Here is a 22281-nt window from a genome sequence, read left to right as displayed (position 1 = left end):
ATATTAATTGCGAACAATAATGATAATGAATATCATTATCTCTAATTTTGCTCTATCATAGCATGAATTCCATACATAAAACTTACCAGTTACCAAAAGAAAAGGGAAAGTCATGAAAAAAAGATATTTATTTATTACACTCATTGTTTTGTCATTCATTTCTATTTTTATTGGTGTAAAAGATATATCACCTTTAGATATTTTTGATTTGACGGACGATAAAGCTCAAATTTTATTGGTAAGCAGGCTTCCTCGTCTTATTAGCATTATTATTGCCGGCGTAAGTATGAGTATATGCGGCTTAATTATGCAACAGCTAAGCAGGAATAAGTTCGTATCTCCGACTACGGCTGGAACGATGGATTCCGCCAGATTAGGAATTTTGGTTTCCTTAATGATATTCACGACGGCGAGTCCTTTGCAAAAGATGCTCGTTGCTTTTATCTTTGCGTTGCTTGGAACGTTTCTGTTTATGAAAATTTTAGAGAAGATAAAATTCAAAGATACTATTTTCATACCGTTGGTAGGATTGATGTTTGGTAATATTATCAGCTCCATATCGACTTTTTTTGCTTACAAGTATGATTTAATTCAGAATATGTCTTCATGGTTACAAGGTGATTTTTCAATGATTATGAAAGGCCGATATGAGCTTTTGTATATTAGTATTCCTTTGCTCATCATCGCCTATGTTTTTGCCAATAAATTTACTGTAGCAGGAATGGGCGAGGATTTTTCAAAAAATTTGGGGCTGAACTATAAGCAAGTGGTAAATATAGGATTGATTATTGTAGCCTTAATGACATCTTCAGTAGTACTGACAGTAGGGATGATTCCTTTTCTAGGCCTTATTATCCCGAACATTGTCACGATATACCGAGGCGATCATTTGAAAAAAAGTCTTTCTCATACAGCTTTATTAGGGGCGGTATTTGTCCTGTTCTGTGACATACTCGGTCGTATCGTTATCTATCCGTACGAGATTTCAATCAGTCTTACAGTTGGAATCATAGGAAGTGGTATTTTTGTTTATCTACTGATGAGGAGAAAGGCATATGGGTTATAAAGCTAAAACAGGTGTCCTTGCTATTATTGCAGCAATACTCATTGTACTTTTTTTATTTATAGATCTTAGTGGAAATTGGGATTATGCCCTTCCGAGAAGAATAAAGAAGGTGCTGGCGATTATGCTAACCGGGGGGGCAATTGCTTTTGCGACAACAGTATTTCAGACCATTACGAATAACAGAATCTTGACCCCGAGTATATTAGGCTTAGATTCGTTATATATGTTAATACAGACTTTTGTTATTTTCATATTTGGATCTGCTACGCTAACAATGATGAACAGTAATGTTAACTTTGTGATTTCTGTAGGCTTAATGATTCTGTTTTCGGGAGTGTTATATAAATTACTCTTTAAGAGAGAACAGCAAAATATTTATTTTCTGTTATTGATAGGTTTAATTTTTGGAACATTATTCCAAAGTTTATCATCTTTTATGCAAGTGCTCATCGATCCTAATGAATTTCAGATCGTACAGGATAAGATGTTTGCCAGTTTTAATCATATTAATACTGATCTTCTCGTAATTGCCAGTATTTCTGTGTTCATCGTTTCCGTTTATTTTTCAAGGCTTACCAAATACTTGGATGTATTGGCACTGGGAAGAGAACAGGCCATAAACTTGGGGGTAGATTATGATTATGTTGTAAGAAGGCTATTAATCGTAGTGGCTATCCTTATTTCAATCTCAACGGCCTTGGTTGGCCCCATCACCTTCTTAGGACTGCTTGTAGTGAATGTCACCTATGAGTTTTTAAAAACGTATCAACATAAATATTTAATTTTAGGTTCAATTTTCATCAGTATCATTGCATTAGTCGGTGGACAATTGATTGTTGAAAGAGTTTTCACCTTCTCCACAACATTAAGCGTAATTATCAACTTCATCGGTGGCGTTTACTTTATATATCTACTATTAAGGGAGAATCGATCATGGTAGATGTAAGAAATGTTTCTAAAAAATACGGCGACAAAAAAGTAGTGGACAATGTATCGGTAAAAATAGCCAAAGGGAAGATTACTTCTTTTATTGGGCCGAACGGAGCTGGTAAAAGTACGCTATTATCTATGATCAGCCGCCTTATACATAAGGATGAAGGAGAAATTTACATAGATAATAGGGAGATTAGTCAGTATAAAAGTAATGATTTGGCAAAGAAAATATCGGTTCTAAAGCAATCCAACCATATTGGTCTTCGATTAACGATTAGAGAATTAGTTTCTTTTGGACGCTTTCCTTATTCTCAAGGAAGACTTTCTAGAGAGGATTGGAAACATGTTGATGAAGCGATTCGATATATGGGGTTGGAGGATATACAAAACAAATATCTTGATCAATTAAGTGGAGGTCAAAGACAAAGAGCATATATTGCTATGGTTATTGCCCAAAATACGGAGTATATTCTCTTGGACGAGCCGCTCAATAATTTGGATATGAAGCACTCTGTTCAAATTATGAAGATATTAAGAAGATTGGTTGATGAATTGGGCAAAACGATCGTTATCGTTATACATGATATTAACTTTGCCTCCTGTTATTCGGATGATATCGTTGCACTCAAAGATGGGAAGATAGTAAGAGAAGGCACTACCGATGAGATTATCGATCATTCCGTATTAAAGGAAATTTATGATATGGATATTGAGATCGAGGACATAAATGACAATAAAATTTGCGTTTACTTTTCTTAAGTAAATCATTGTATTCAGTTTGCTAATTTCGATGATTTCGCAAAAAGTATAAAGGAGTCATACCCTAAAAAACTTTTCCTTTTGAAAAGCTAAACATATGCAACACTCATACGTATGGAAGGAATTTCGTAATGATTACTATTATCATCGTAACATTACGAGAGATACCCATCTGAATGTACACTGATATTTCGACATATTGGTAGAAAAAGGTATGAGTTTCAGCGATACGAATAAAATGGTTTACGGTATGACTCATGTATACGAATATGCGACATCATCGATGTTAAATAAAAAATTAGTAGGGGTGAAAAAATGAAGAAAGCATTTATGTTTTTCATCATTGCCGTTTTAGCAACGCTTGTTGTTGCATGCGGTTCAAATCGTTCCAATGAGGTGTCGAAGGGATCAGAACCGACAAAAGAAAGTGAAGAAATTACAATCAAGCATCAATTAGGCGAAACGAAAGTAAAGAAAAATCCTGAGAAAGTTGTTGTTTTTGATTATGGTACATTAGATTCTTTAGATAAGTTAGGAATCGAAGTAGCGGGTTTGCCAAAAAGCCATCTTCCTCCGTATCTTGCAAAATTTAAAGATGATAAGTATGCAAACTTAGGCAGCTTGCTAGAGCCAGACTTTGAAAAAATTAATGCGCTTCACCCGGATTTAATTATTATTTCCGGAAGACAGTCAAAATTATATGATGAATTTAAGAAAATCGCTCCAACGATTTATTTAGGAGTAGATACAAAGAAATATATGAAATCCTTTGAAGAGAATGCTAAAACATTAGGCAAGATTTTTAACAAAGAGTCAGAGGTAGAAAAAGAACTAGCAAAAGTTAAAGAAGATGTTAAAAAATTAAAAGAAAAAGCATCTGCTACAGGCAAAAATGCCCTCATTATATTGGCGAATGACGGCAAAGTTAGCGCTTTTGGACCAAGTTCCCGGTTTGGTATTATTCATGATGAGTTTGGCTTTACTCCGGCCGATAAAAATATTCAAGCATCTACTCATGGCAAGAGCATTTCTTTTGAATATATCGTTGAAAAAAATCCCGACTATCTATTTGTTATCGATAGGGGAGCGGTTGTAGGTGGTCAATCGTCTGCTAAACAAGTTGTAGAAAATGAATTGGTGAAAAACACCAAAGCCTATAAAAATGGTCATGTTGTATATTTAGACCCTAACTACTGGTATCTTTCCGGTGGAGGACTCGTTTCGGTTTCAGAAATGGTGAAAGAGGTAGAAGCGAGTATAAAATAGAACGGTAGTTTGATGGCAAATGATTTGAGATTTCTTCATGTTCATGCCGACAGGACGCTCGTCATTTTAATGGCGTAGAGGAATGTCGGCATTTTTATGCTCCGTCCACTATAGCATTTGTATCCTAACCAGCCGAGAGGTTCCTTTTCCTGTCTCTCTTCTCACTATCCAGATGTCGAAACATCAAAGACATGTATATCGTACATCGCATGATCTATATTATGTTTCTGAAATTGAATGCAAGTGATTAATTGTAACAATTGACAAAAAATAAAAATACAATATAATTAAATATATGAATAAATGCTCATATATTCAATATCATGTATTTTTGATAATCATGCAACGTAAGATTTCACACAAGCCTGTACGTATATAAATGAAGGAAAGAAGAGGGGAGAATACTGTGACAATAAGAAAAGAATTATTGTTAGAGGGGTTGGATTGCGCCAATTGCGCCAATAAAATACAGGGGAAAGTTCAAGCTTTGGCTGGAGTTGAAATGGCAAATGTTGATTTTGTATCAAGTCGATTGACGATACAAGTGAAAGAAGGAAGCAATTCCCGCAAAGTAGTCGAGCAGGCGAAAGCAATTATAAACGAGCTGGAACCGGATATAGAAATTACTGAAAAAACAAAAGATTCCCATACAGAACATAGCCGTCATCACGATACAAGCCGTACAAAGAGGTTGCTCATTCGACTGGCGATTGGCGGAGCTATTGCGCTCATCGCCGGATTGACAAAGTTATCGCTTCCGTTTGAACTTACTTTATTCTTGCTTAGTTATGTCATTGTCGGTGGTGATGTCTTACTCCGTGCCGTAAAAAATATAGCGAAAGGGCAAGTATTTGACGAAAATTTTTTAATGGCCATTGCGACAATCGGTGCGTTTGTCATTAAGCAATTTCCGGAAGCTGTCGGTGTGATGTTCTTCTATCAAATAGGGGAATTTTTGCAAGGAATTGCAGTAAACCGTTCACGTACATCCATTAGCTCATTGATGGATATTCGTCCGGATTATGCACACATAAAAGTCGGAAGCGAGATGAAAACCGTTTCCCCTGAAGAAGTGCGGACAGATGATATTATTGTTGTAAAGCCGGGTGAAAAAATTCCGTTGGACGGGGAAGTTATCGAAGGAAGCTCTATGGTTGATACGTCCGCGTTAACGGGTGAATCGGTTCCGAGAGAAGTAGAAGCAGGCAGCGAATTATTGAGCGGATTTATTAACAAAAATGGCGTATTAACGATCAAGGTTACAAAAGAATATGGCGAATCCACCGTGGCGAAAATTTTGGATCTTGTGCAGAATGCGAGCAGCCGGAAAGCTCCAACAGAAAACTTTATTACGAAATTTGCGCGCTATTATACGCCTGTCGTCGTGCTTGGCGCTTTATTATTGGCAGTTATTCCACCTTTGTTGATTCCTAATGAGCTTTTTTCTGATTGGGTATATCGGGCATTAGTATTTCTCGTTATTTCTTGCCCATGCGCTCTCATTGTTTCCATTCCGCTCGGATTTTTCGGAGGGATCGGTGCCGCTTCCAAAAAAGGTATCCTTACGAAAGGAAGCAACTACTTAGAAGCATTAAATGATGTAAAATATGTAGTTTTTGATAAAACCGGTACATTAACTAAAGGCGTATTTAACGTAACGCATATTCAAACCGAAGGAAAGCTAACAGCAAATGAACTGTTAGAATATGCCGCTTTTGCGGAATCGTATTCCAATCACCCGATCGCGCAATCCGTTCTGCAAGCATACGGAAAAGATGTAAACAAAGGTGTTATAGAAGGCTACGAGGAAATTTCAGGACATGGTATTAAAGTAAAAATTTATGGTAAAAACGTTCTTGCAGGAAACGCAAAACTGATGCGAAAAGAGCAAATTGACTTTATTCATCCCGAAACATTGGGTACTGTTATTCATATCGCAATCGATGGAGCATATGAAGGATATATCGTTATTTCTGACGAACCAAAAGAAGATGCCAGACGTGCCGTTCAACAGTTAAAGCAATTAGGAATCAAAAAGACGGTCATGCTTACAGGTGACGCGCAAAATGTAGCGGAAAAAGTCGGTCAACAATTAGGGGTAGATGAAGTATATGCTGAGTTGCTCCCGCAGGATAAAGTCGAATGGATCGAAAGATTAGACGCTCACAAAAGCCAGAAAGAAAAGTTGATATTCGTTGGTGATGGCATTAATGACACGCCTGTTTTGGCAAGGGCAGATGTTGGAATTGCCATGGGAGGATTAGGTTCCGATGCGGCAATTGAAGCGGCAGATATCGTTATCATGACAGATGAGCCATCGAAAATCGCAACGGCCATTACGATTGCTAAACGTACCCGAAAAATCGTCTGGCAAAATATTATATTCGCTCTGGCTGTAAAAGGATTTTTCCTGCTTCTCGGTGCGTTTGGGATCGCGACAATGTGGGAAGCCGTATTCTCTGACGTTGGCGTAACCGTACTGGCGGTATTAAATTCGATGAGGGTGTTAAGAGTGAGTCATATACAGTAAAAACAAACGGATATTCCAACATGTTTCCGGGGGTTGAGGGAAGCATGAAGGAAGAGAAAATTTGAAATATCAAAAGTGATATATATTTTATAAGAAAGGAGAAAGAAGATGGAGCATAACGAAAACTTCAATTCAGCATCATGCGAAAATTTAGATGAGGAAACCTTATTCATGGTTTCGCAAACATTTAAAGCATTGTCAGACCCTACGCGCATTCGAATTTTGTATTTATTGTCGCAAAAAGAATGCGCTGTTAGTGAAATTGCAGAAGCGCTTGGCTTGTTGCAGTCTACGGTTTCGCATCAACTTCGGTTTCTGAAAAACTTAAGGCTTGTGAAATTCCGACGGGCCGGAACTATGTTGTACTACTCGCATGATGATGAGCATGTGATGGATTTGCTGCGCCAGGCTATCCATCACGCATGCCATGATTAATCATTAGTGAGGTTCATTCTTGAAATAATCTGCTTAAAACAACGACACAAAGCGGCCGCTTGTCTTTGATTCAGTATATTATTTCGGAAGCGTTGCATAAGTGTTGAAGAAAACAAAGGAGATAAGCACTATCTGACTTTGTATATCCACGTTATTTTGGAGTATGAACCTCCCCCACTTACCATAGGTTGAAGTGGGGGTTTCTGAACTATCCACCTCGGCAGAACAGGCGATCAGCGGGTTGTCGCTGATCTTACAGACACGTGTCGTCTGCGAGGGGAATCATTCAGCAACACACCCTTACGGGCGTGGGTCGGAACAAACCATCTACTACTTCTCGCTTAGGCGATCCGTAGATACGTGGGTTTCTGAATTTCAAACGGCAAGGACTGAATCCGGTTTTCATACAACACTTTGGACAGTAGATTCGCCGCACCGTGAATGTCCCGATGTTGGGTATAGCCGCACGAACAGCGATACATACGCCCACGCACGTTCTTTTTCGCCCCGCAAACCGGACAGGTTTGCGATGTATAGCGTTCCTCGCGCTTGTGGAGTATGATGCCTTTCGCCTTCAGTTTGTACGTTAGGTACTTCTTTACTTTCCCAACCTGCCACTGGCTCATTCGCTGATTGTGGCAGCGAGAACGTTTCTTTTTCTTCTTTCGCTGGACGCCTTCGACATCTCCAAGGTAGACTTCGTTCACTTGCTGGGCGACCACCCATTCGACAAACTGTTTCGTCGTTTTGTGCAAGGCATCCTGTAACTGGCGTTTACTTTTAGAAAGAAGATATTGTTTGGCTCGGTTGTACCGCTTCCACTGGCGGCTGTATTTCTGGCACTTGCTCATTTTTCGCTGAAGCTCTGCAAGCTTCTTGTTACGCAGGCGGTGAATGCTTCGGATTTTTCGTCCGGTCACAATGAGACTGTCTCCAGTTGTTGCGACGGCCGCAAGCGTATGAATTTCACCCGGGTCAATGGCGCATGTATGCGAACCCGGCGGGTTCGGTGCTTTCTTGCCATCGTCGTAGGTAAGACACAGATGCAGGCCCCGGTCGCGGTTTATTAAGAATCCTTATATGAATGGTAACTGTCCGTAGGATAAGCCATTCCTGTATAAGGCGATGTTGGCTGTCCCGGATACATCGGATAAGGCATTTGTCCTCCCATATACATTTGTGAAGGTGCTGCCATGTCCGGTGCCTCATATTCCATGTACATTTTTTGACAATACATTTTATCCATACGTGGAATATGGAGCATTTCTCCTGGACGCAAAATGTGCGGGTCTTGAATGTGAGGATTCATCGTTTCAAGAACCGGTTGAGGAACATTATATTTTTTAGCCAGTTTTTTCAAAGTGTCTCCTTCTGCACATGTGTGAACAGAATACATGCCGTCTCGTTCATCTTCCCTCCAGAAAAAAGGAAAGAAGAACGGGAAGAAGAAGAAAAAAGGGAAAAAGCGACGACGCGGGAAAAAAGGTCCTCCAAAACCTCCAAATGGTGTGAATTGACGTTCCATATACTTTCCTCCATTCATTATTTGGTTATTTGACTATGCCATTATATGTTCCTGGGGATTCTTCGTTCGTGTCCAGATGAAAAGATGGGCTTATTTATGTCAACTCTCCTTGATATATCGGTATTCTTTTACGGTTTTAGGGAAGAGAGGATAAAGGGAAAAACTGTGAGCGGAGCTATCTGGGCATGTATATGAGATGATGTTGTTGTACGCGGCGGAAAGTAAGGAAAGGAGAATAGATGTGCGAAATCCAGTTGTCCTCCGTATTAGTATAGCGATATGTGTGTTTGTTTCGTGCCTGTTTTTCCCTTCTATTGCTTATCAGGAAACGAAAAAAGCAATCCGGATTGCGGGGGACAATCATTTTCCTCCTTTTGAATATTTAAGCGATTCAGGAGTTTACTCAGGTTTTAATGTCGACATTATGAACGCTATCTCTATTCAGACGGGTATCAATATTGAATATTATCCTATGCCTTGGAATCAGGCGGTACAAGCCTTGCGCTCGGGAAAAGTAGATGCGATTCAGGGCATGAAGTATAGTAAGGCACGTGAGGAAGTATATGATTTTTCCGAGTCTTACTTTACAAGTTCACAGGCGATTTTTGTGTTAAAAGATAACATGTATATTAGACAAATCGATGATCTGGAAGGAAGAAAAGTAGCGGTGCAAAAAGGCGATGTTGCCAACGACTTATTAAATAAAGTGAATCACGTACAGTTGATAGAAGCCGATAACCAGCAAGAGGCCGTTCAATTACTGGTGGAAGAAAAGGTTGACGCTTTTGTGGGCAACAGGATTACCGGCCAATACTTCCTTCAAAAAAGCAGGCAGCAATCATTGATCAAAATTGTCGGCGAACCGCTTGATCCTACAGCTTATGCTATCGCTGTTTTGCCGAAAAATAATGGTCTGTTAAAGCTATTTAACCAGGGAATTGATCGAATCAAAAGCGATGGAACCTATGAAAAAATAGAGAAAAAGTGGTTTGGAGAATATATCATGCCGTCTGCCCCGGTATTGCGCAAAACCTTGTTTTATCTGGAAACCGGGCTTGTTATTACCCTTATTATCATTACTTTCATACTATGGTGGAACCGCATGTTAAAAAAGGAAGTGAGCAAACGAACAAAGCAAATTGAAAGAATAAATAAAGATTTGGAAGAGAAGATGGTACTTCTGAAAGAAAATCTTTACTTTCAGAAGCAATTGCTAAACAGTGCCTACAGCTCTTTTATTACCTTGCATCAAGCAGGTACTGTTTCCATGATCAATCGCCGGGCAATGGAGTATTTGGGTCTAAACGAAAAGGCCGTGGGCAGGCCTTTCCAACAAACGCCTATTGTAAAGTTTATTCCTGAACAAGAAATTAACGCAGCGTTAGAGGATAAAAAAATGTTCCTGCAAAAAGAAACGACCTGGCTGCAAACTCCTTCCCAAAAAAGGTACATTACCTATAGCATTTATCCGATTAAAACGACAACGGGGGATAGTGTCGGCGTCATGCTCAACTTTCTGGATATTACAGAACAAAAAGAGTTTGAAAAAAAGGTAGCCCAGGAAGATCGGCTGCGTTCTTTGGGGCAACTGATAGCGGGAATTGCCCATGAAATCCGCAATCCTTTAATGTCGATTCTTACGTATACGCAATTGCTTCCGAAGAAATTTGCCAATGCGGAGTTTCGTTCCTTCTTTTCCCAGCATGTCTCCAGCGAAATCACTCGCCTTAATGCATTAATTAACGATTTGCTCGATTATGCGCGCCCGAAAAAATCAGAACCCGTAATCTGTTCGCTTTATGATGTTGCTGAAGGGATTGTAAGGTTATTCAAACCGAAAATAAAAGAAAAACAGATAAACATAGTTTGGGAGTTTCCTGAGAAGATTGAGGCCATTGCGGATATACAACAAATCAAACAAGTACTCATGAATATTATCGTAAATGCCATTCAGGCGGTAGATGAACACGGAACGCTAACCATTCGCGGATATTACCGGGGAAATGTTGCCGTTATGCAGATTGAAGATACTGGAGCAGGAATTTCGGAGGACGAGCTTGACAAAATCTTCGAGCCGTTTTATAGCAGGAAAGCAAATGGGGTCGGACTTGGGCTTTCCATTTCATATCAGCTTATGAAAGAAAATAAAGGGACAATTGATGTAAAAAGCATAAAGGGAAAAGGAACGACTGTCACCATATGTTTACCGTGCTGTAGAAAGGATGAAGATGATGTATCATGTTATGATTATCGATGACGAACCAGCGATTTGCCAGTCATTAACGTTTGCATTGGAAGACCGATATCATGTTTATGCCTTTACTGACCCGCGGGAAGCTCTTCCTCTTTTCGAAAGGGTGGACATTGCCATTGTGTTGCTGGATTTAAAAATCGGAGAATACAACGGAATAGACGTGTTGGAAGAAATAAAACGTATTTCTCCTTCCACTATTGTCATTATCATGACGGCTTACGGAAGCATCCCTTCTTCTGTGGAAGCCATGCGTAAGGGAGCGTTTTCGTACGCGACAAAACCGCTTCACATTGATGAATTGGAAGTATTAATGCAAAAAGCGGAAGAAGTATATACGCTGCATTCCAAAGTTCAATGGTTGAGTCATGAATTGGATAAGGTGACGGATAACTATGGACTGATTGGAAAAAGTGCAGCCATGCGCGAAATCTTTACTTTAATCGATAAAATTAAAGACATTGACTCCAATGTACTGATTACCGGAGAAAGCGGAACAGGAAAAGAGGTAGTAGCGAGAACGATTCACTATCAAAGTAAGCGAAGGAACAAAAAATTTCAGGCGATTAATTGCGCGGCCATTCCGGGCCATTTGTTAGAGTCGGAACTATTTGGATATGAAAAGGGAGCGTTTACGGGAGCGGTACAACGAAAGTCCGGGTTGTTTGTACTGGCGGAAGGCGGAACGATTTTTTTAGATGAAATCGGTGAAATGGATTTAGCTTTACAGGGTAAACTTTTGCGTGTTCTTCAGGAGAAAAAAGTAATGCCGATTGGTGGGATTGAAGAAATCAGTATAGACGTTCGTATTATTGCGGCGACGAACCGGAACCTGGAAAAAGAAGTAAAAGAGAACCGTTTCCGTGAGGATTTGTATTACCGATTAAACGTGATTCCGATTCAGCTTCCTTCCCTGCGGGAAAGAAGAGAAGATATTCCTCTGCTAGTAGAATTCTTTATTAAAAAATATAGCGATAAAATGGGAAAACCTGTTGAAGGAATTTCTCAGGAAGCGCTTCAGCTTTTACAGCAATACGCCTTTCCGGGGAACATTCGGGAATTACAGAATATGATTGAAAGAGCCATTGCTTTAACGGGTTCTTCCTGTATACAAAAAGTCGATTTGCCGGTGGAAATTCGGAAAAACAACCGGGCATTTATTAGCGATACATTAATTCCTGTTTATGTAGGCGAAACGATGGAGGAAATTGAGAAAAGAGTTATTTTGCATAATTTAGCCGCTTGTAACGGGAATCAAAGAAAAACGGCGCAAATAATCGGAATCGGGGAGCGGACATTGCGGGAAAAATTAAAAAAATATCGGGAAGAAAAGTAGGCGAAAATTGCCGCCCGGCAATTTTCGCCTACTTTCTTTTTATAAGTAAACGAGGAAAAACTCGTGAGTCGTGTGCCAAACGTGGCTTTTTCCATGTGGAGCGTGTGGCATGGAGGGAGAGAAAGACCGGCAATTGTCTCCCTCCTAGAGGTACCCAGATATTTTACCAGTCTAACCGGAGGGCAACGCCCGCGAGTTTTTCTTATTATGACTTTACCTATTTCGTAAATATTTTCTTGGCATAAATATTGCTTCGATATATAGAAAACATTGAAAAATTAAGGAGGATGCTGATGAGAACATGCTTCTGTAACGCTTTTTAAACAAAATCATCATAGAAGTAAATACATGAAAGAAAATCATGGAGGTATAAAGTGTATACTGTAGCAGTAAAAGAATACTGGATGGGGAGAACAGATAGTGAGTCGGTAACTGAGATGTTTAGATTGCATCAAGTTGTAAGAATCGAAAATTTGGCAACTTTCAATGAAAAGCAAAAAGAAAACGCTATCGGAATAATTGGATTCAGATGTGATGAGGGCGTACGGAGAAATAAGGGAAGAACAGGTGCGTATTATGCTCCGGATGCCATTAGAAAATCGTTATCTTCTTTACCGTACAATTTTCATTCAGATATCAAGCTATTTGATTTCGGGAATGTCAGCTGTGATGACGGAAATCTTGAAGAAGCCCAAAAAGAATTGGGCGAAGCCATAAAAAAAATATTGGACCTAAACATTTTTCCGCTGATTATAGGCGGAGGTCATGAAGTAGCGTATGGACATTTTCTGGGCCATAAAAAGTACAAGAAAGATATTGAAAATATTGGAATTATCAATTTTGATGCGCATTTTGATATGAGATCGTATGACGAGACAACCAGTTCCGGTACGATGTTTAAACAAATTGCGGATGAATTTGTGGCTGCAAATAAAACGTTCCGTTATTTATGTGTCGGAATTCAAAAAAGCGGAAATACAAAATATTTATTTGAAACAGCGGAACGATACGGATGTGAATATATTCGTGAAGATGAGATTTCTTTGCTTCATTTAGATAAAGTTAGCAAAAAGATCGACGAGTTTATTGCTAAAAGTGATACGATCATGCTTACTTTGTGCAGTGATGTTTTTTGTTCAAGCGATGCTCCTGGTGTTAGCGCTCCGCAGCCGTTCGGACTTGACCCGAAAATCGTTAAATACTTTTTAAAAGACATCGTAAAACATAAAAAGGTTTTAAGCTTTGATATCGCTGAAATTAATCCGACATTAGATGAAAGCGGTCTTACGGTGAAACTTGCCGCTACGATGTTGTATGAAATCATCGACAGTTTAGCATAACTTTATAGGTGGTTAAGATATGAAATTGGAATTTAGCTTAATTGAAACACTTTTCTTATCTGTTTTACTCTTGTTGTTCGGATACTTTATAAGAAAAAAGATAAAATTTTTACATCGTTTTTGTATACCAGCCCCAGTAATTGGCGGTCTGCTCTTTTCTATTTTCGTTATGGTGCTTAAGGAACTGAATGTAGGGACGATCACGCTGGATGTTTCGCTGCAAAGTTCGTTTATGCTGGCCTTTTTCACTACGGTTGGTTTAGGTGCGAGCTTTTCGCTCGTAAGACAAGGTGGAAAATTGCTTATTGTTTACTGGCTTCTCTGTGGTTTTGTCGCCATTTTCCAAAACGTGATTGGCGTTTCACTTGCGCAAGTTCTGGGGATTCATCCGTTATTGGGCGTTATGGCGGGAGCGGTTTCGATGGAAGGCGGTCATGGAGCGGCTGGCGCTTTCGGGCCGACTGTTGAAGAGCTGGGCGTTCAGGCAGCTACCACTATCGGCTTCGCGGCGGCTACTTTTGGCCTTATTTTTGGCAGCCTAATTGGCGGACCGGTTTCGAGATATTTGATAAATAAATACGATTTAAAACCTGAAACTTCAAATGAAGAAATTAAAACATTTGAAGCGGTCGTTGGTATGAATAAACATGATGAGCCTTTAACCTCTCACCGTATTTTTACGCACATTTGCTTGATCACGTTTTGTATGTGTCTCGGCGTTATTATAAGTAAATCTTTTGCACAAATAACAAGCTTTGTTTTGCCGGAGTATGTTGGCGCGATGTTTTTAGCCGTTATTATCAGAAATCTTAATGATCGTTTTCACGTTATGAAGTTTGATTTGAAGTGTGTAAACCTTATCGGAGATGTTTCGCTGGGAATTTTCCTTTCTATGGCATTAATGAATTTGAAAATTTGGGAAATTTTCGATTTGGCGGTTCCGCTGTTCGTTATTTTAGTGTTCCAAGTATTGTTTATTATTTTGTACGGTATTTTTGTCGTATTCCGTTTGTTGGGGAAAGATTATGATGCAGCCGTTATGGTTGGCGGTTTGTCCGGACATGCTTTGGGAGGTACTCCAAATGCGATGGCAAATATGGGAGCGATTACAGAACGGTATGGAGAATCGAAGCGCGCATTTTTGATTGTTCCTGTCGTTGGTGCATTTTTAATTGACTTATTCGGAATACCAAGCATTATATCTTTTATTAACTTTTTTAAATAAAAGTGCGTCCATTGTTTTCATCCTTGTTTTTGCTACAGTTAACAAGGTAGTTGATTCCGATTTTCTATCCCCCCTCGGTGGATACCCTGCTTGCTTACACAAAATTTTTGACGGTACAGTGCTGGGTACTATCAGGTCAATATAAAAAAAAGTGTAAATAGATAGTAAAATAAAATTCGTTCGTCATTTTCTTATTTATGTCGCCAGGAAACGACAGTAACGACGAAGAATTTGACGACAAGTATTAGTTATAACCTCCTCTAATTTGATGCATAATAAAAGTGTGGAAAATTATAGGAGGTTATAAATATGGAAGTAAAAGTGATTATGCCTAATCCGAAAAGTAATTGGGAATCGTGCGTACAGAAGTACTGGCAAAAGGAAAAACAAAAGTGGGAAAAACGAAGGAATCAGCGTAAAAAATGAACGCTATAATGGGAATTTACTTTGTAATTATTATGATTATGGTTGTTTTGTGTGGAGTGACAGCGTGGCTTATTTTTCGAAAACTGAAATATGATAATAGTGTTTTTATGGACATGAACGATCAAGAGCTAAGAAAACAACGGAGTAATTAGAGCACCTAATATTATCCCTCTTGTGTAGACAGTTTGGTATAACCATCACTGTAAATACAGGAGGGATTTTTCATGGGGCAAGATAAGACCTATACAAAGTAGTATGAACCTCTTTCCCTATTGAAAAATTTTTTGATTAGCGATGAAAACAAAGGGAACCATATAAAATATTATGCATGTGATTTAATTGAGGAAAGGGATATATTTCATGAAAACAGCAGTTTTTTTTTCGCTTAATTTCACAAAGCTGGTAATTACCTTGGTTATCGCTTTTATTCTTGCTTTCATTTTATGTACAGTAACGGCTCATTCTGGCGATGAATCGAGCTCTTCTTACGAAATCCGCATTAACTTATGGTATCAGGAGCTTCAGCTTATTAAAGAGGGGAAAATAACAAAAACCTTTAAAGTGGCTTCAGGTGCGCTCGACACCCCGTCCCCAGTAGGAATCTTTCGTATTGTTTCGAAGGATGAGGGATGGGGCGGTGGCTTTGGAAGTTGTTGGCTTGGATTAAATGTGCCATGGGGGACATATGGGATACACGGTACGAACAAACCTTATCTTATCGGTCAGCATGTTAGCCACGGCTGTTTTCGCATGCGAAATCGAGATATAGAAGAACTGTATGAGATCGTTCCAATAGGAACAAAGGTTATCGTAGAAGGGCCCATTACCGGCCATAAAGATTTGACGTATCGTGTACTGGTACGCGGCTCGCGTGGAGCGCTGGTTCAACTTGTCCAGAATCGTCTTCAGGCTGCTGGTTTTTATCAGGGTAAGTGTCACGGCATTTTTGATTGGAGTACAGAACAAGCCGTGATTCAATTTCAAAAACAGAATCATTTGCCTGTAACGAAACAGATTCATGATACAGATTTACTTTACTTAGGAATTATTGAATAATAAAGTTTTGAGATTACGGTATAAACAAGAGCAGCCGTTTCGAAAAAAGAACGGCTGCTCTTGTTTGGGTTCTAACTGATGTAAACAATCCCCTCCCACCTAATATGGTAATGCTGTCCATCCATATTCACTAAAATATAATCAGGAAAAACTTCCTCTAGTTTTCCCTGGATTTCTTTAATCGGAGTTGCAACGGAGATGTTTTTTCCCTTTCTTTGGTTTAAGTGATTGAGCAATCGTTTCGTAAAAGTGTTGCTCTTTTTAGAAGTGGATTCCTCTTTGAGGGGAGAACCTTCTTTAGAGATAAGCTCACCAAAGGTAGGCTCTTCTTTAGAAATAAGTTCACCATTTGTTATGACCACTTTCTCAGGGGTGGCCTCTTTTTGAGCGGTAGTTTTTTTTCTTTCAGGTAGTTTATACTGAGCTTGGTTAGAAACAGAGTAAAAATCGTATCCATTAGGCATAGGGTAGGCATGATAAGGATAGGCATTATAGGGGTAAACACCATGAGAATAAGATGGATAATACATTTTTTTCCTCCTTTTATTTATAAGGTACAATAGGAGTATATGCAAAATATGGTGAGATGCCTCAGGGTAAATGCCTAAGTCGTTCTTTTGATTTTATTATTGACAAATGCGATTTCGTTAAAACATCTCGAGCTGTTATGGATGATCCTGCATGAGGTCAAGCGGCATCTGCATACCATCCATTAACGAGGTGATATGCGGATGCATGTGAAAATTATGAAAGGGAATTGTACCGATAAGAATATGCTTGCCTGCTATATTTATCTCAAAGAGAAGTATAGGAGGGAAAAGCTTCATGATCGGAATTTACGCACGGGTAAGTACAGAAGAACAAGCGAAGAGCGGCTTCAGCTTGGAGAGCCAAGTGAGGGAATGTCGGAAAAAGTCAGGGACAAATGAATGCAAAGAGTATATAGATGAAGGGGTTTCTGGTGAGTTTTTAGATCGACCGGCTTTGTCACAACTTCGCCAGGACGTTCGAGATGGGTTAATTACGAAAGTAGTATGCTTGGATCCGGATCGTTTATCACGGAAACTGATGCACCAACTTCTTATCACAGAAGAATTTGATCGGCAAGGCATCGAACTTGTTTTTGTGAATGGAGAATATGCGCGTACACCGGAAGGGCAGTTATTCTACAGTATGCGTGGTGCGATTGCTGAATTTGAGAAAGCGAAGATCAATGAGCGCATGAGTCGCGGTCGACGCGAGAAGGCAAGACAAGGTCGAGTGCTACGTGACTTTCAGGTGTATGGATATAGTTATAATAAAGAAACGGAACAGATGATTATTAATGAAGAGGAAGCTGCTATCGTTCGTCTTATTTTTGACTTGTTCACCAAACCAGGAGCTGTGCAAGGAATGAATGGCATTGCTCATTATCTTACAAAACAAGCGATCCCTACAAAGAAAGGAAAAGGGGTATGGCATCGCCAGGTGGTACGCCAGATACTGATGAATCGGGCATACATCGGGGAGTTCTATCAGAATAGATGGAACACAGAAGGGATGCTAGGTAACAAACACAAAGCTCCAGACGAGCGTGTGCCAGTGAGACAGCGTCCGAGAGAAGAATGGATTCATATTCCTTGCCCACCCATTATCGAACGAGAGCAATTCGAATACGCACAGAAGCTGTTGCAAGATTCACGGCGACGATGGGCAAAAAAAGGCTTACACCAGTATTTGCTGAGTGGTCTGCTTCGCTGCGCTCATTGCGGTAATACGATGACAGGCCGACGCGCGAAGAATTGGGGTAAATACGTATATGAGTATACCGACATTAAAAGTACAGCTGGAGCAAAGAACAGGGGATGTGGCCGGAAAGTAAAGCGTGAAGAGTTCGATAATGAAATCTGGAAAACGGTTCGTTCTTGGCTTGAGAACCCGAATGAGATCGCGGCGGCGGCCGAATACGATAAACAGGAAAGTGAAATTCCATTTGAACAGATGGAGATGGAACGCTTAGAAAAAGAAATAGAAAAAGCGAAAAAAGGACGTAAAAGAATTCTTTCTTTATTTGCTATAGGAATGGATAGTGGAGAAGAAGAAGTATGCGACATCATGCGTACATTAAAAGAAAAAGAAGAAACGGCGACAAAACAACTAAAAGAGCTGAAGGCTAGAATAAGGGAAGAAAAAGAAGCCGGATTTAATCAGAACCTGTTGAGCGAGGCGGCCGAGTATTATCTGTTCAAACATCCAGATGCTCTTACTTTTGATGATAAGCAGAAAATCATTCGTCAGTTAATTCGGGAGATTATCGTTTATGAAGATCACATTGAAATCTTCACATATTAATACGTATCTATTGACTTTAGAATTGAGATTTTAATGCATTTGCGCTCGTTAAAGAAAACAAAAAAGGATGTTTCCCTTCACGATCCAATTGGAACAGATAAAGAAGGAAATGAATGTAACATTAAACGTTATCTGTTGTGGATAAGTGGAGAAAGGAGAGACGAATTACTTCGGCAGGAAAATGAAAATTTCCAAACTGAAGTTATCGCCTCGCTGATGCTTTTCTTTGGTATATATTACTTTTTTGATGATCTGTTTTAACAAGTCATTTTTCTTTTCGATATCGTCTGTCCTGTGATACGCTTCGATAATGTGCCGTATACACGGTAACAGGTTTTCTTTAGTAGCCTCCTGTTCATGTATGCGAGCCATTTCTTCTTTCGCATTTTTTAGTGCCTCTTTCGTGTCGACAATGCGTGCCATAATGTTTTGATTCCTTTCCAAGTAAGTATCCACATCATAAATCCCAAGCTCTAATAGATCGTGCAGATTATTCTTTTGCTTCTCCAATTCGATCAACTGCTTTTCTAACTCTTGTATAACCGTTTCGGAAATAGCAGGTAGCACTTCTGTCGAAACAGACACTTCTTTTTCTACCTGTTCCATGTTTACCACATATTCTTTCAGCCACTTTTCTAGCTCATTTAGAACGGCACGCTCGACATATTCAAAACGTGTACCTTTGTTGCGACAGTTTACGTTACTGCATCTTATGTGTGGTGCTTGATGCACATATGGGCGCTTTACCATTGCAGCACCGCAAAAGCCGCAGCGGACTAAGCCAGCGAGGGGATTGGTAATTTTTAAGCCTGTACGGTTTGGTACAACAGTTTTATTTTGCAGATTGCGCTGGGCTTGCTGAAACATTTCCTTTGACACCAGTGGTTTATGCTTTCCTTCAACATCGACCCATTCTTCGCGAGGACGTATATAGCCGCTCCCTTTCTTTTTGTTTCGATATGTTTTTCGCCACTGCATGCGGCCGATGTAGACTTCATTTTTTAAAATAGCAGCAACGGAGTATGGTGACCATTGTTTACCGGCTGGAGAAAGAATTTTCATCTCATTTAATCGGCGAGAAATACGGCATGTTCCTATCTTTTCGTTGACATACCAGTGAAAGATGAGTCGTACGATTTCAGCTTCTTTCTCATTCGGTATGAGAATTAAATCTTTGCCACGATCATATCCATATGGTGGTTTTGTACCGATGTATTTTCCTTCTTTTACAGAAGCCAAACGGCCACGTTGGAGACGCTTGTTAATAATCTTAAGCTCCCGGCGTGCTATAAACGCTTCAAACTCGGAATATTCCTCATCGAATTCGTCTTCCAGGTCATAGCTTTTCTGTGGTGTAATGATAAGCGTTTTTGATTCTTTAAATGCGGCAATGATTGTGCCTTGATCGCGCATGTCACCACGGCCTAATCGGTCGATGTCCATGCATAAGACGGCATCATATACACCATCTTCGACCTCGGTAAGTAATTTGATGACTTCAGGTCGGTCAGCGATACGTTCGCCAGACACAATTTCTTCATATATTTTGACGACATTATATCGGTTTTTGTACGCCAGTTCTAGTAAAGCTTTCTTATGTTTGCTAAGGGTTTCGACTTCGCCCCGCATTTCAGCTTCAATGTCGGCGCGAGACTTACGCAGGTACATAGCAACGTGATTTAGGTCTTTCGGAAATTCACGCATGCCTTTTCCTCCCTTCTTTTGATACTGCTATCATTTTATGCTTAATGGATTACAATCATTTTTTTAAAGTTTAAAGCGGTTAAGCTGTTCTAAATGAATCGTGTTTTCTTTTATGTTTGAAAACTTCCAATGTTGTCCGCTCTGTCCATTCGCATATAGATGTACCGGGGGATGCAGAGATGGATGAACAAAAACAGGAGCGTAAGCCAGATTATGAAGGGAAACAAGGAAATACAAATATCCGGGTATATTTGTGCCGAATTCCAGCAAAAGAGTTTTGGTCCCGTGTAAACCCTGCAATCGCAAAGTGTTTGCAATTCCAAAAGCAAGACGGCTCTTGAAAAGGAGCCGCTATAAGACAAGCATAGCCTTGACAAAACATTTACAGGAACGATGGTGATTGGAGAACGCCTTAAAGAAGCACGAGAAGTCGTTGGACTAACGCAAGTGAACCTCTCTCCAATAAATTGGAGAGCTTCTCGCTTCATCGAGCCGACTATTGTCGCACTCTCCACGAAGGCTAGTTCCTAGCCTAGCGTGTCTTACGACACGTTTTGTAGTTGTTGTACTGCCCGTTTGAGAATGTTTTTGGCGGCATTTACATCACGGTCACATTCAAATCCACAAGAAGGGCAACGATGTGTCCGTACAGCCAATGTTTTCTTTACGATTTCATCACAGCTTGAGCATTGTTGACTTGTGTTTCGTGGATCAACCAGAACAACACGCTTACCAGCACTTTCAGCCTTGTAAGTGGTGAACTGCACAAGTTGATTCCACCCTGCGTCTGCAATACTCTTTGCAAGATGATGATTTTTCACCATGTTTGTGATTTTCAAGTCTTCAAAGGCGATCAAATCATAGCGATTGACCAATTGACGCGAAATCTGATGAGCATTATTTCTGCGCTGATTCGCAATGTACTCATGCTTCTTGGCGAGGAGTACCACAGCCTTTTTACGGCGGTTTGACCCTTTCTTTCGCCTTGATACGATACGCTGTAACTTTTTGAGTTGTCGCTCGCTTTTACGCAAATACTTGGGGACATGATAAAAATCACCATCCGATGTGATCGCCAGATGCTGTAAGCCCAAATCTACACCGATCTTTTTCCCTGTTGATTGCGTTTTTGTTTCCATTTCACAGGACAAACAAACATAATATCGTCCATTTTTAGCGATGACTGTGCACGTTTTGATTATACCTTGCACTTGACGATGTAGTTTGATTCGAACGGTTCCAACTTTGGACAGCGTGATGTATTTTCCTTCGAGTGAAAATCCTGATTGCGGATACGTGAAACTGTGATAGCGATTCATCCCTTTGAAGCGAGGAAATCCTGCTTTTTCGCCACGCTTCAACCGTCTGAAAAAGGCTTGATACGCTTTATCCAGACGTTCGACTACGTTTTGTAAGACTTGCGAATGAACGTCCTTATACTCTTCACACACCTTTTTCAGCGCAGGTAACTCTTTCTTTTGGGAATAGAACGTCAGGGATACACCACACTTTTTATACGCCGTAATTCGCTGTTCAAGCAAGGCGTTATAGAGCCATCGGCAATACATGAGCGTTTCGTTTATTCTTTCTCGCTGTTCTTTGGTTGGCTCAATACGAAACTTATACGTTCGTAGCATTACGAATCTCCTTTTTTCTGATTTTCGATATAATTGCGAATTACATCTTCTGAGATCGAACCAATGGTTTCGATGTAAAAGCTACTGTTCCAAAGATGACCGCCCCATAATCTTTTTTTCAGTTGTGGAAATTTCAAAAACAGTTTACGGGCAGAAATTCCTTTCAGCATTTTCACAATATACGAGGGGGGGGGATCTTTGGATGAGCAGAAGCAAAAACGTGAATGTGGTCTTGTTCGCCGACTTCCATCATGACGACTTCAAACTCTTTTTCCTGTGCGATTTCTTGAAAAAGGTCTTTCAAGTAGCCTTCTATCTCGGAAGTGAGTACTTTTCTTCGGTATTTTACAGACCAAACGATGTGATAATTAACATTGTAGACACAGGTTCGAGCATGTTTTATGGTAGATTTTTTCATACATATAGTATATCACAAAATTGATCTTTGATATCTCAATGAG

The 22281-nt window shown here is 39.9% G+C and carries 17 protein-coding genes and 3 pseudogenes; 14 read left to right on the top strand and 6 right to left on the bottom strand.

Annotated elements, in window-relative coordinates:
- Window positions 1-112 precede the first annotated feature (112 nt).
- The 6 genes and pseudogenes from K3F53_RS14120 (at window position 113) to K3F53_RS14095 (ending at window position 6989) form a co-directional block, all read left to right on the top strand.
- Window positions 113-1066 carry an ABC transporter permease gene (locus K3F53_RS14120; protein WP_057900457.1) on the top strand — a complete coding sequence of 318 codons (954 nt, stop codon included), beginning with the start codon at window positions 113-115 and terminating at the stop codon, window positions 1064-1066.
- Window positions 1056-2006 (top strand): iron chelate uptake ABC transporter family permease subunit, encoded by a 951-nt coding sequence (locus K3F53_RS14115; RefSeq protein ID WP_057900458.1) that lies wholly within the window; start codon window positions 1056-1058, stop codon window positions 2004-2006. Before K3F53_RS14120 ends, K3F53_RS14115 begins: the two co-directional genes overlap by 11 nt.
- A complete protein-coding gene (locus K3F53_RS14110) occupies window positions 2000-2758 on the top strand; it encodes an iron ABC transporter ATP-binding protein (RefSeq protein ID WP_057900459.1) in 759 nt (252 codons plus the stop codon). The genes K3F53_RS14115 and K3F53_RS14110 overlap by 7 nt, the downstream gene beginning before the upstream one ends.
- Before the next feature lie 315 nt (window positions 2759-3073).
- A complete protein-coding gene (locus K3F53_RS14105; RefSeq protein ID WP_057900460.1) occupies window positions 3074-4024 on the top strand; it encodes a siderophore ABC transporter substrate-binding protein in 951 nt (316 codons plus the stop codon).
- Between the two features lie 412 nt (window positions 4025-4436).
- Window positions 4437-6554 (top strand): annotated as a pseudogene (locus K3F53_RS14100) (heavy metal translocating P-type ATPase); the annotation flags it as partial.
- 108 nt (window positions 6555-6662) lie between these two features.
- The gene (locus tag K3F53_RS14095) at window positions 6663-6989 is read left to right on the top strand and encodes an ArsR/SmtB family transcription factor (protein ID WP_057900462.1); all 327 of its coding nucleotides are present in this window, start codon (window positions 6663-6665) and stop codon (window positions 6987-6989) included.
- A gap of 341 nt (window positions 6990-7330) precedes the next feature.
- On the opposite strand, the gene K3F53_RS14090 is transcribed toward K3F53_RS14095, so the two are convergent.
- Window positions 7331-8056, bottom strand: coding sequence for an RNA-guided endonuclease InsQ/TnpB family protein (locus K3F53_RS14090; RefSeq protein ID WP_220561013.1), 726 nt, complete (start codon window positions 8054-8056; stop codon window positions 7331-7333).
- A complete protein-coding gene (locus K3F53_RS14085) occupies window positions 8056-8514 on the bottom strand; it encodes a LysM peptidoglycan-binding domain-containing protein (protein WP_057900464.1) in 459 nt (152 codons plus the stop codon). The genes K3F53_RS14090 and K3F53_RS14085 overlap by 1 nt, the downstream gene beginning before the upstream one ends.
- Window positions 8515-8755: 241 nt before the next feature.
- Between K3F53_RS14085 and K3F53_RS14080 the strand changes: the two genes are divergently transcribed.
- The 5 genes from K3F53_RS14080 to K3F53_RS14060 all read left to right on the top strand — a co-directional run bounded on the left by K3F53_RS14080 (window position 8756) and on the right by K3F53_RS14060 (window position 16148).
- On the top strand, window positions 8756-10771 hold the full coding sequence (locus tag K3F53_RS14080) for a transporter substrate-binding domain-containing protein (protein WP_246615645.1): 2016 nt from the start codon (window positions 8756-8758) through the stop codon (window positions 10769-10771).
- Window positions 10746-12101, top strand: a complete 1356-nt coding sequence (locus K3F53_RS14075) for a sigma-54-dependent transcriptional regulator (RefSeq protein WP_220561005.1) — start codon at window positions 10746-10748, stop codon at window positions 12099-12101. The genes K3F53_RS14080 and K3F53_RS14075 overlap by 26 nt, the downstream gene beginning before the upstream one ends.
- A 374-nt stretch (window positions 12102-12475) precedes the next feature.
- Window positions 12476-13441: a formimidoylglutamase gene (gene hutG, locus K3F53_RS14070; RefSeq protein ID WP_246615644.1), complete on the top strand. Its 966-nt coding sequence runs from the start codon at window positions 12476-12478 to the stop codon at window positions 13439-13441.
- 19 nt (window positions 13442-13460) lie between these two features.
- On the top strand, window positions 13461-14666 hold the full coding sequence (gltS, locus tag K3F53_RS14065; protein ID WP_220559055.1) for a sodium/glutamate symporter: 1206 nt from the start codon (window positions 13461-13463) through the stop codon (window positions 14664-14666).
- A gap of 786 nt (window positions 14667-15452) precedes the next feature.
- On the top strand, window positions 15453-16148 hold the full coding sequence (locus K3F53_RS14060) for a L,D-transpeptidase family protein (RefSeq protein ID WP_057900468.1): 696 nt from the start codon (window positions 15453-15455) through the stop codon (window positions 16146-16148).
- 71 nt (window positions 16149-16219) lie between these two features.
- Here K3F53_RS14060 and K3F53_RS14055 read toward each other — a convergent pair whose 3' ends face one another.
- Window positions 16220-16678 carry a DUF2642 domain-containing protein gene (locus K3F53_RS14055; RefSeq protein ID WP_091260134.1) on the bottom strand — a complete coding sequence of 153 codons (459 nt, stop codon included), beginning with the start codon at window positions 16676-16678 and terminating at the stop codon, window positions 16220-16222.
- Between the two features lie 295 nt (window positions 16679-16973).
- Between K3F53_RS14055 and K3F53_RS14050 the strand changes: the two genes are divergently transcribed.
- Both K3F53_RS14050 and K3F53_RS19470 read left to right on the top strand, forming a co-directional pair.
- Entirely contained in the window at window positions 16974-18479 is a 1506-nt protein-coding gene (locus K3F53_RS14050) for a recombinase family protein (protein ID WP_057900471.1), read from the top strand.
- 24 nt (window positions 18480-18503) lie between these two features.
- Window positions 18504-18597 (top strand): annotated as a pseudogene (locus K3F53_RS19470) (RNA polymerase subunit sigma-70); the annotation flags it as partial.
- 47 nt (window positions 18598-18644) lie between these two features.
- On the opposite strand, the gene K3F53_RS14045 reads toward K3F53_RS19470, so the two are convergent.
- Window positions 18645-20183, bottom strand: a complete 1539-nt coding sequence (locus tag K3F53_RS14045) for a recombinase family protein (RefSeq protein ID WP_057900472.1) — start codon at window positions 20181-20183, stop codon at window positions 18645-18647.
- A 179-nt stretch (window positions 20184-20362) separates the two neighbouring features.
- On the opposite strand from K3F53_RS14045, the gene K3F53_RS14040 reads away from it, so the two are divergent.
- The gene (locus K3F53_RS14040) at window positions 20363-20524 is read left to right on the top strand and encodes a hypothetical protein (RefSeq protein WP_156423999.1); all 162 of its coding nucleotides are present in this window, start codon (window positions 20363-20365) and stop codon (window positions 20522-20524) included.
- Window positions 20525-20725: 201 nt separating this feature from the next.
- Here K3F53_RS14040 and K3F53_RS14035 read toward each other — a convergent pair whose 3' ends face one another.
- Together K3F53_RS14035 and tnpA are read right to left on the bottom strand one after the other, a co-directional pair.
- The gene (locus K3F53_RS14035) at window positions 20726-21820 is read right to left on the bottom strand and encodes an RNA-guided endonuclease InsQ/TnpB family protein (RefSeq protein ID WP_057900473.1); all 1095 of its coding nucleotides are present in this window, start codon (window positions 21818-21820) and stop codon (window positions 20726-20728) included.
- Window positions 21820-22238: pseudogene (tnpA, locus tag K3F53_RS14030) on the bottom strand (IS200/IS605 family transposase). The gene K3F53_RS14035 and the pseudogene tnpA overlap by 1 nt, the downstream one beginning before the upstream one ends.
- Between the last annotated feature and the right edge of the window lie 43 nt (window positions 22239-22281).

The sequence above is a fragment of the Aneurinibacillus thermoaerophilus genome (assembly GCF_019603355.1).
GTDB lineage: Bacteria > Bacillota > Bacilli > Aneurinibacillales > Aneurinibacillaceae > Aneurinibacillus > Aneurinibacillus thermoaerophilus.
This window is presented reverse-complemented; position numbering and strand designations above follow the sequence as displayed.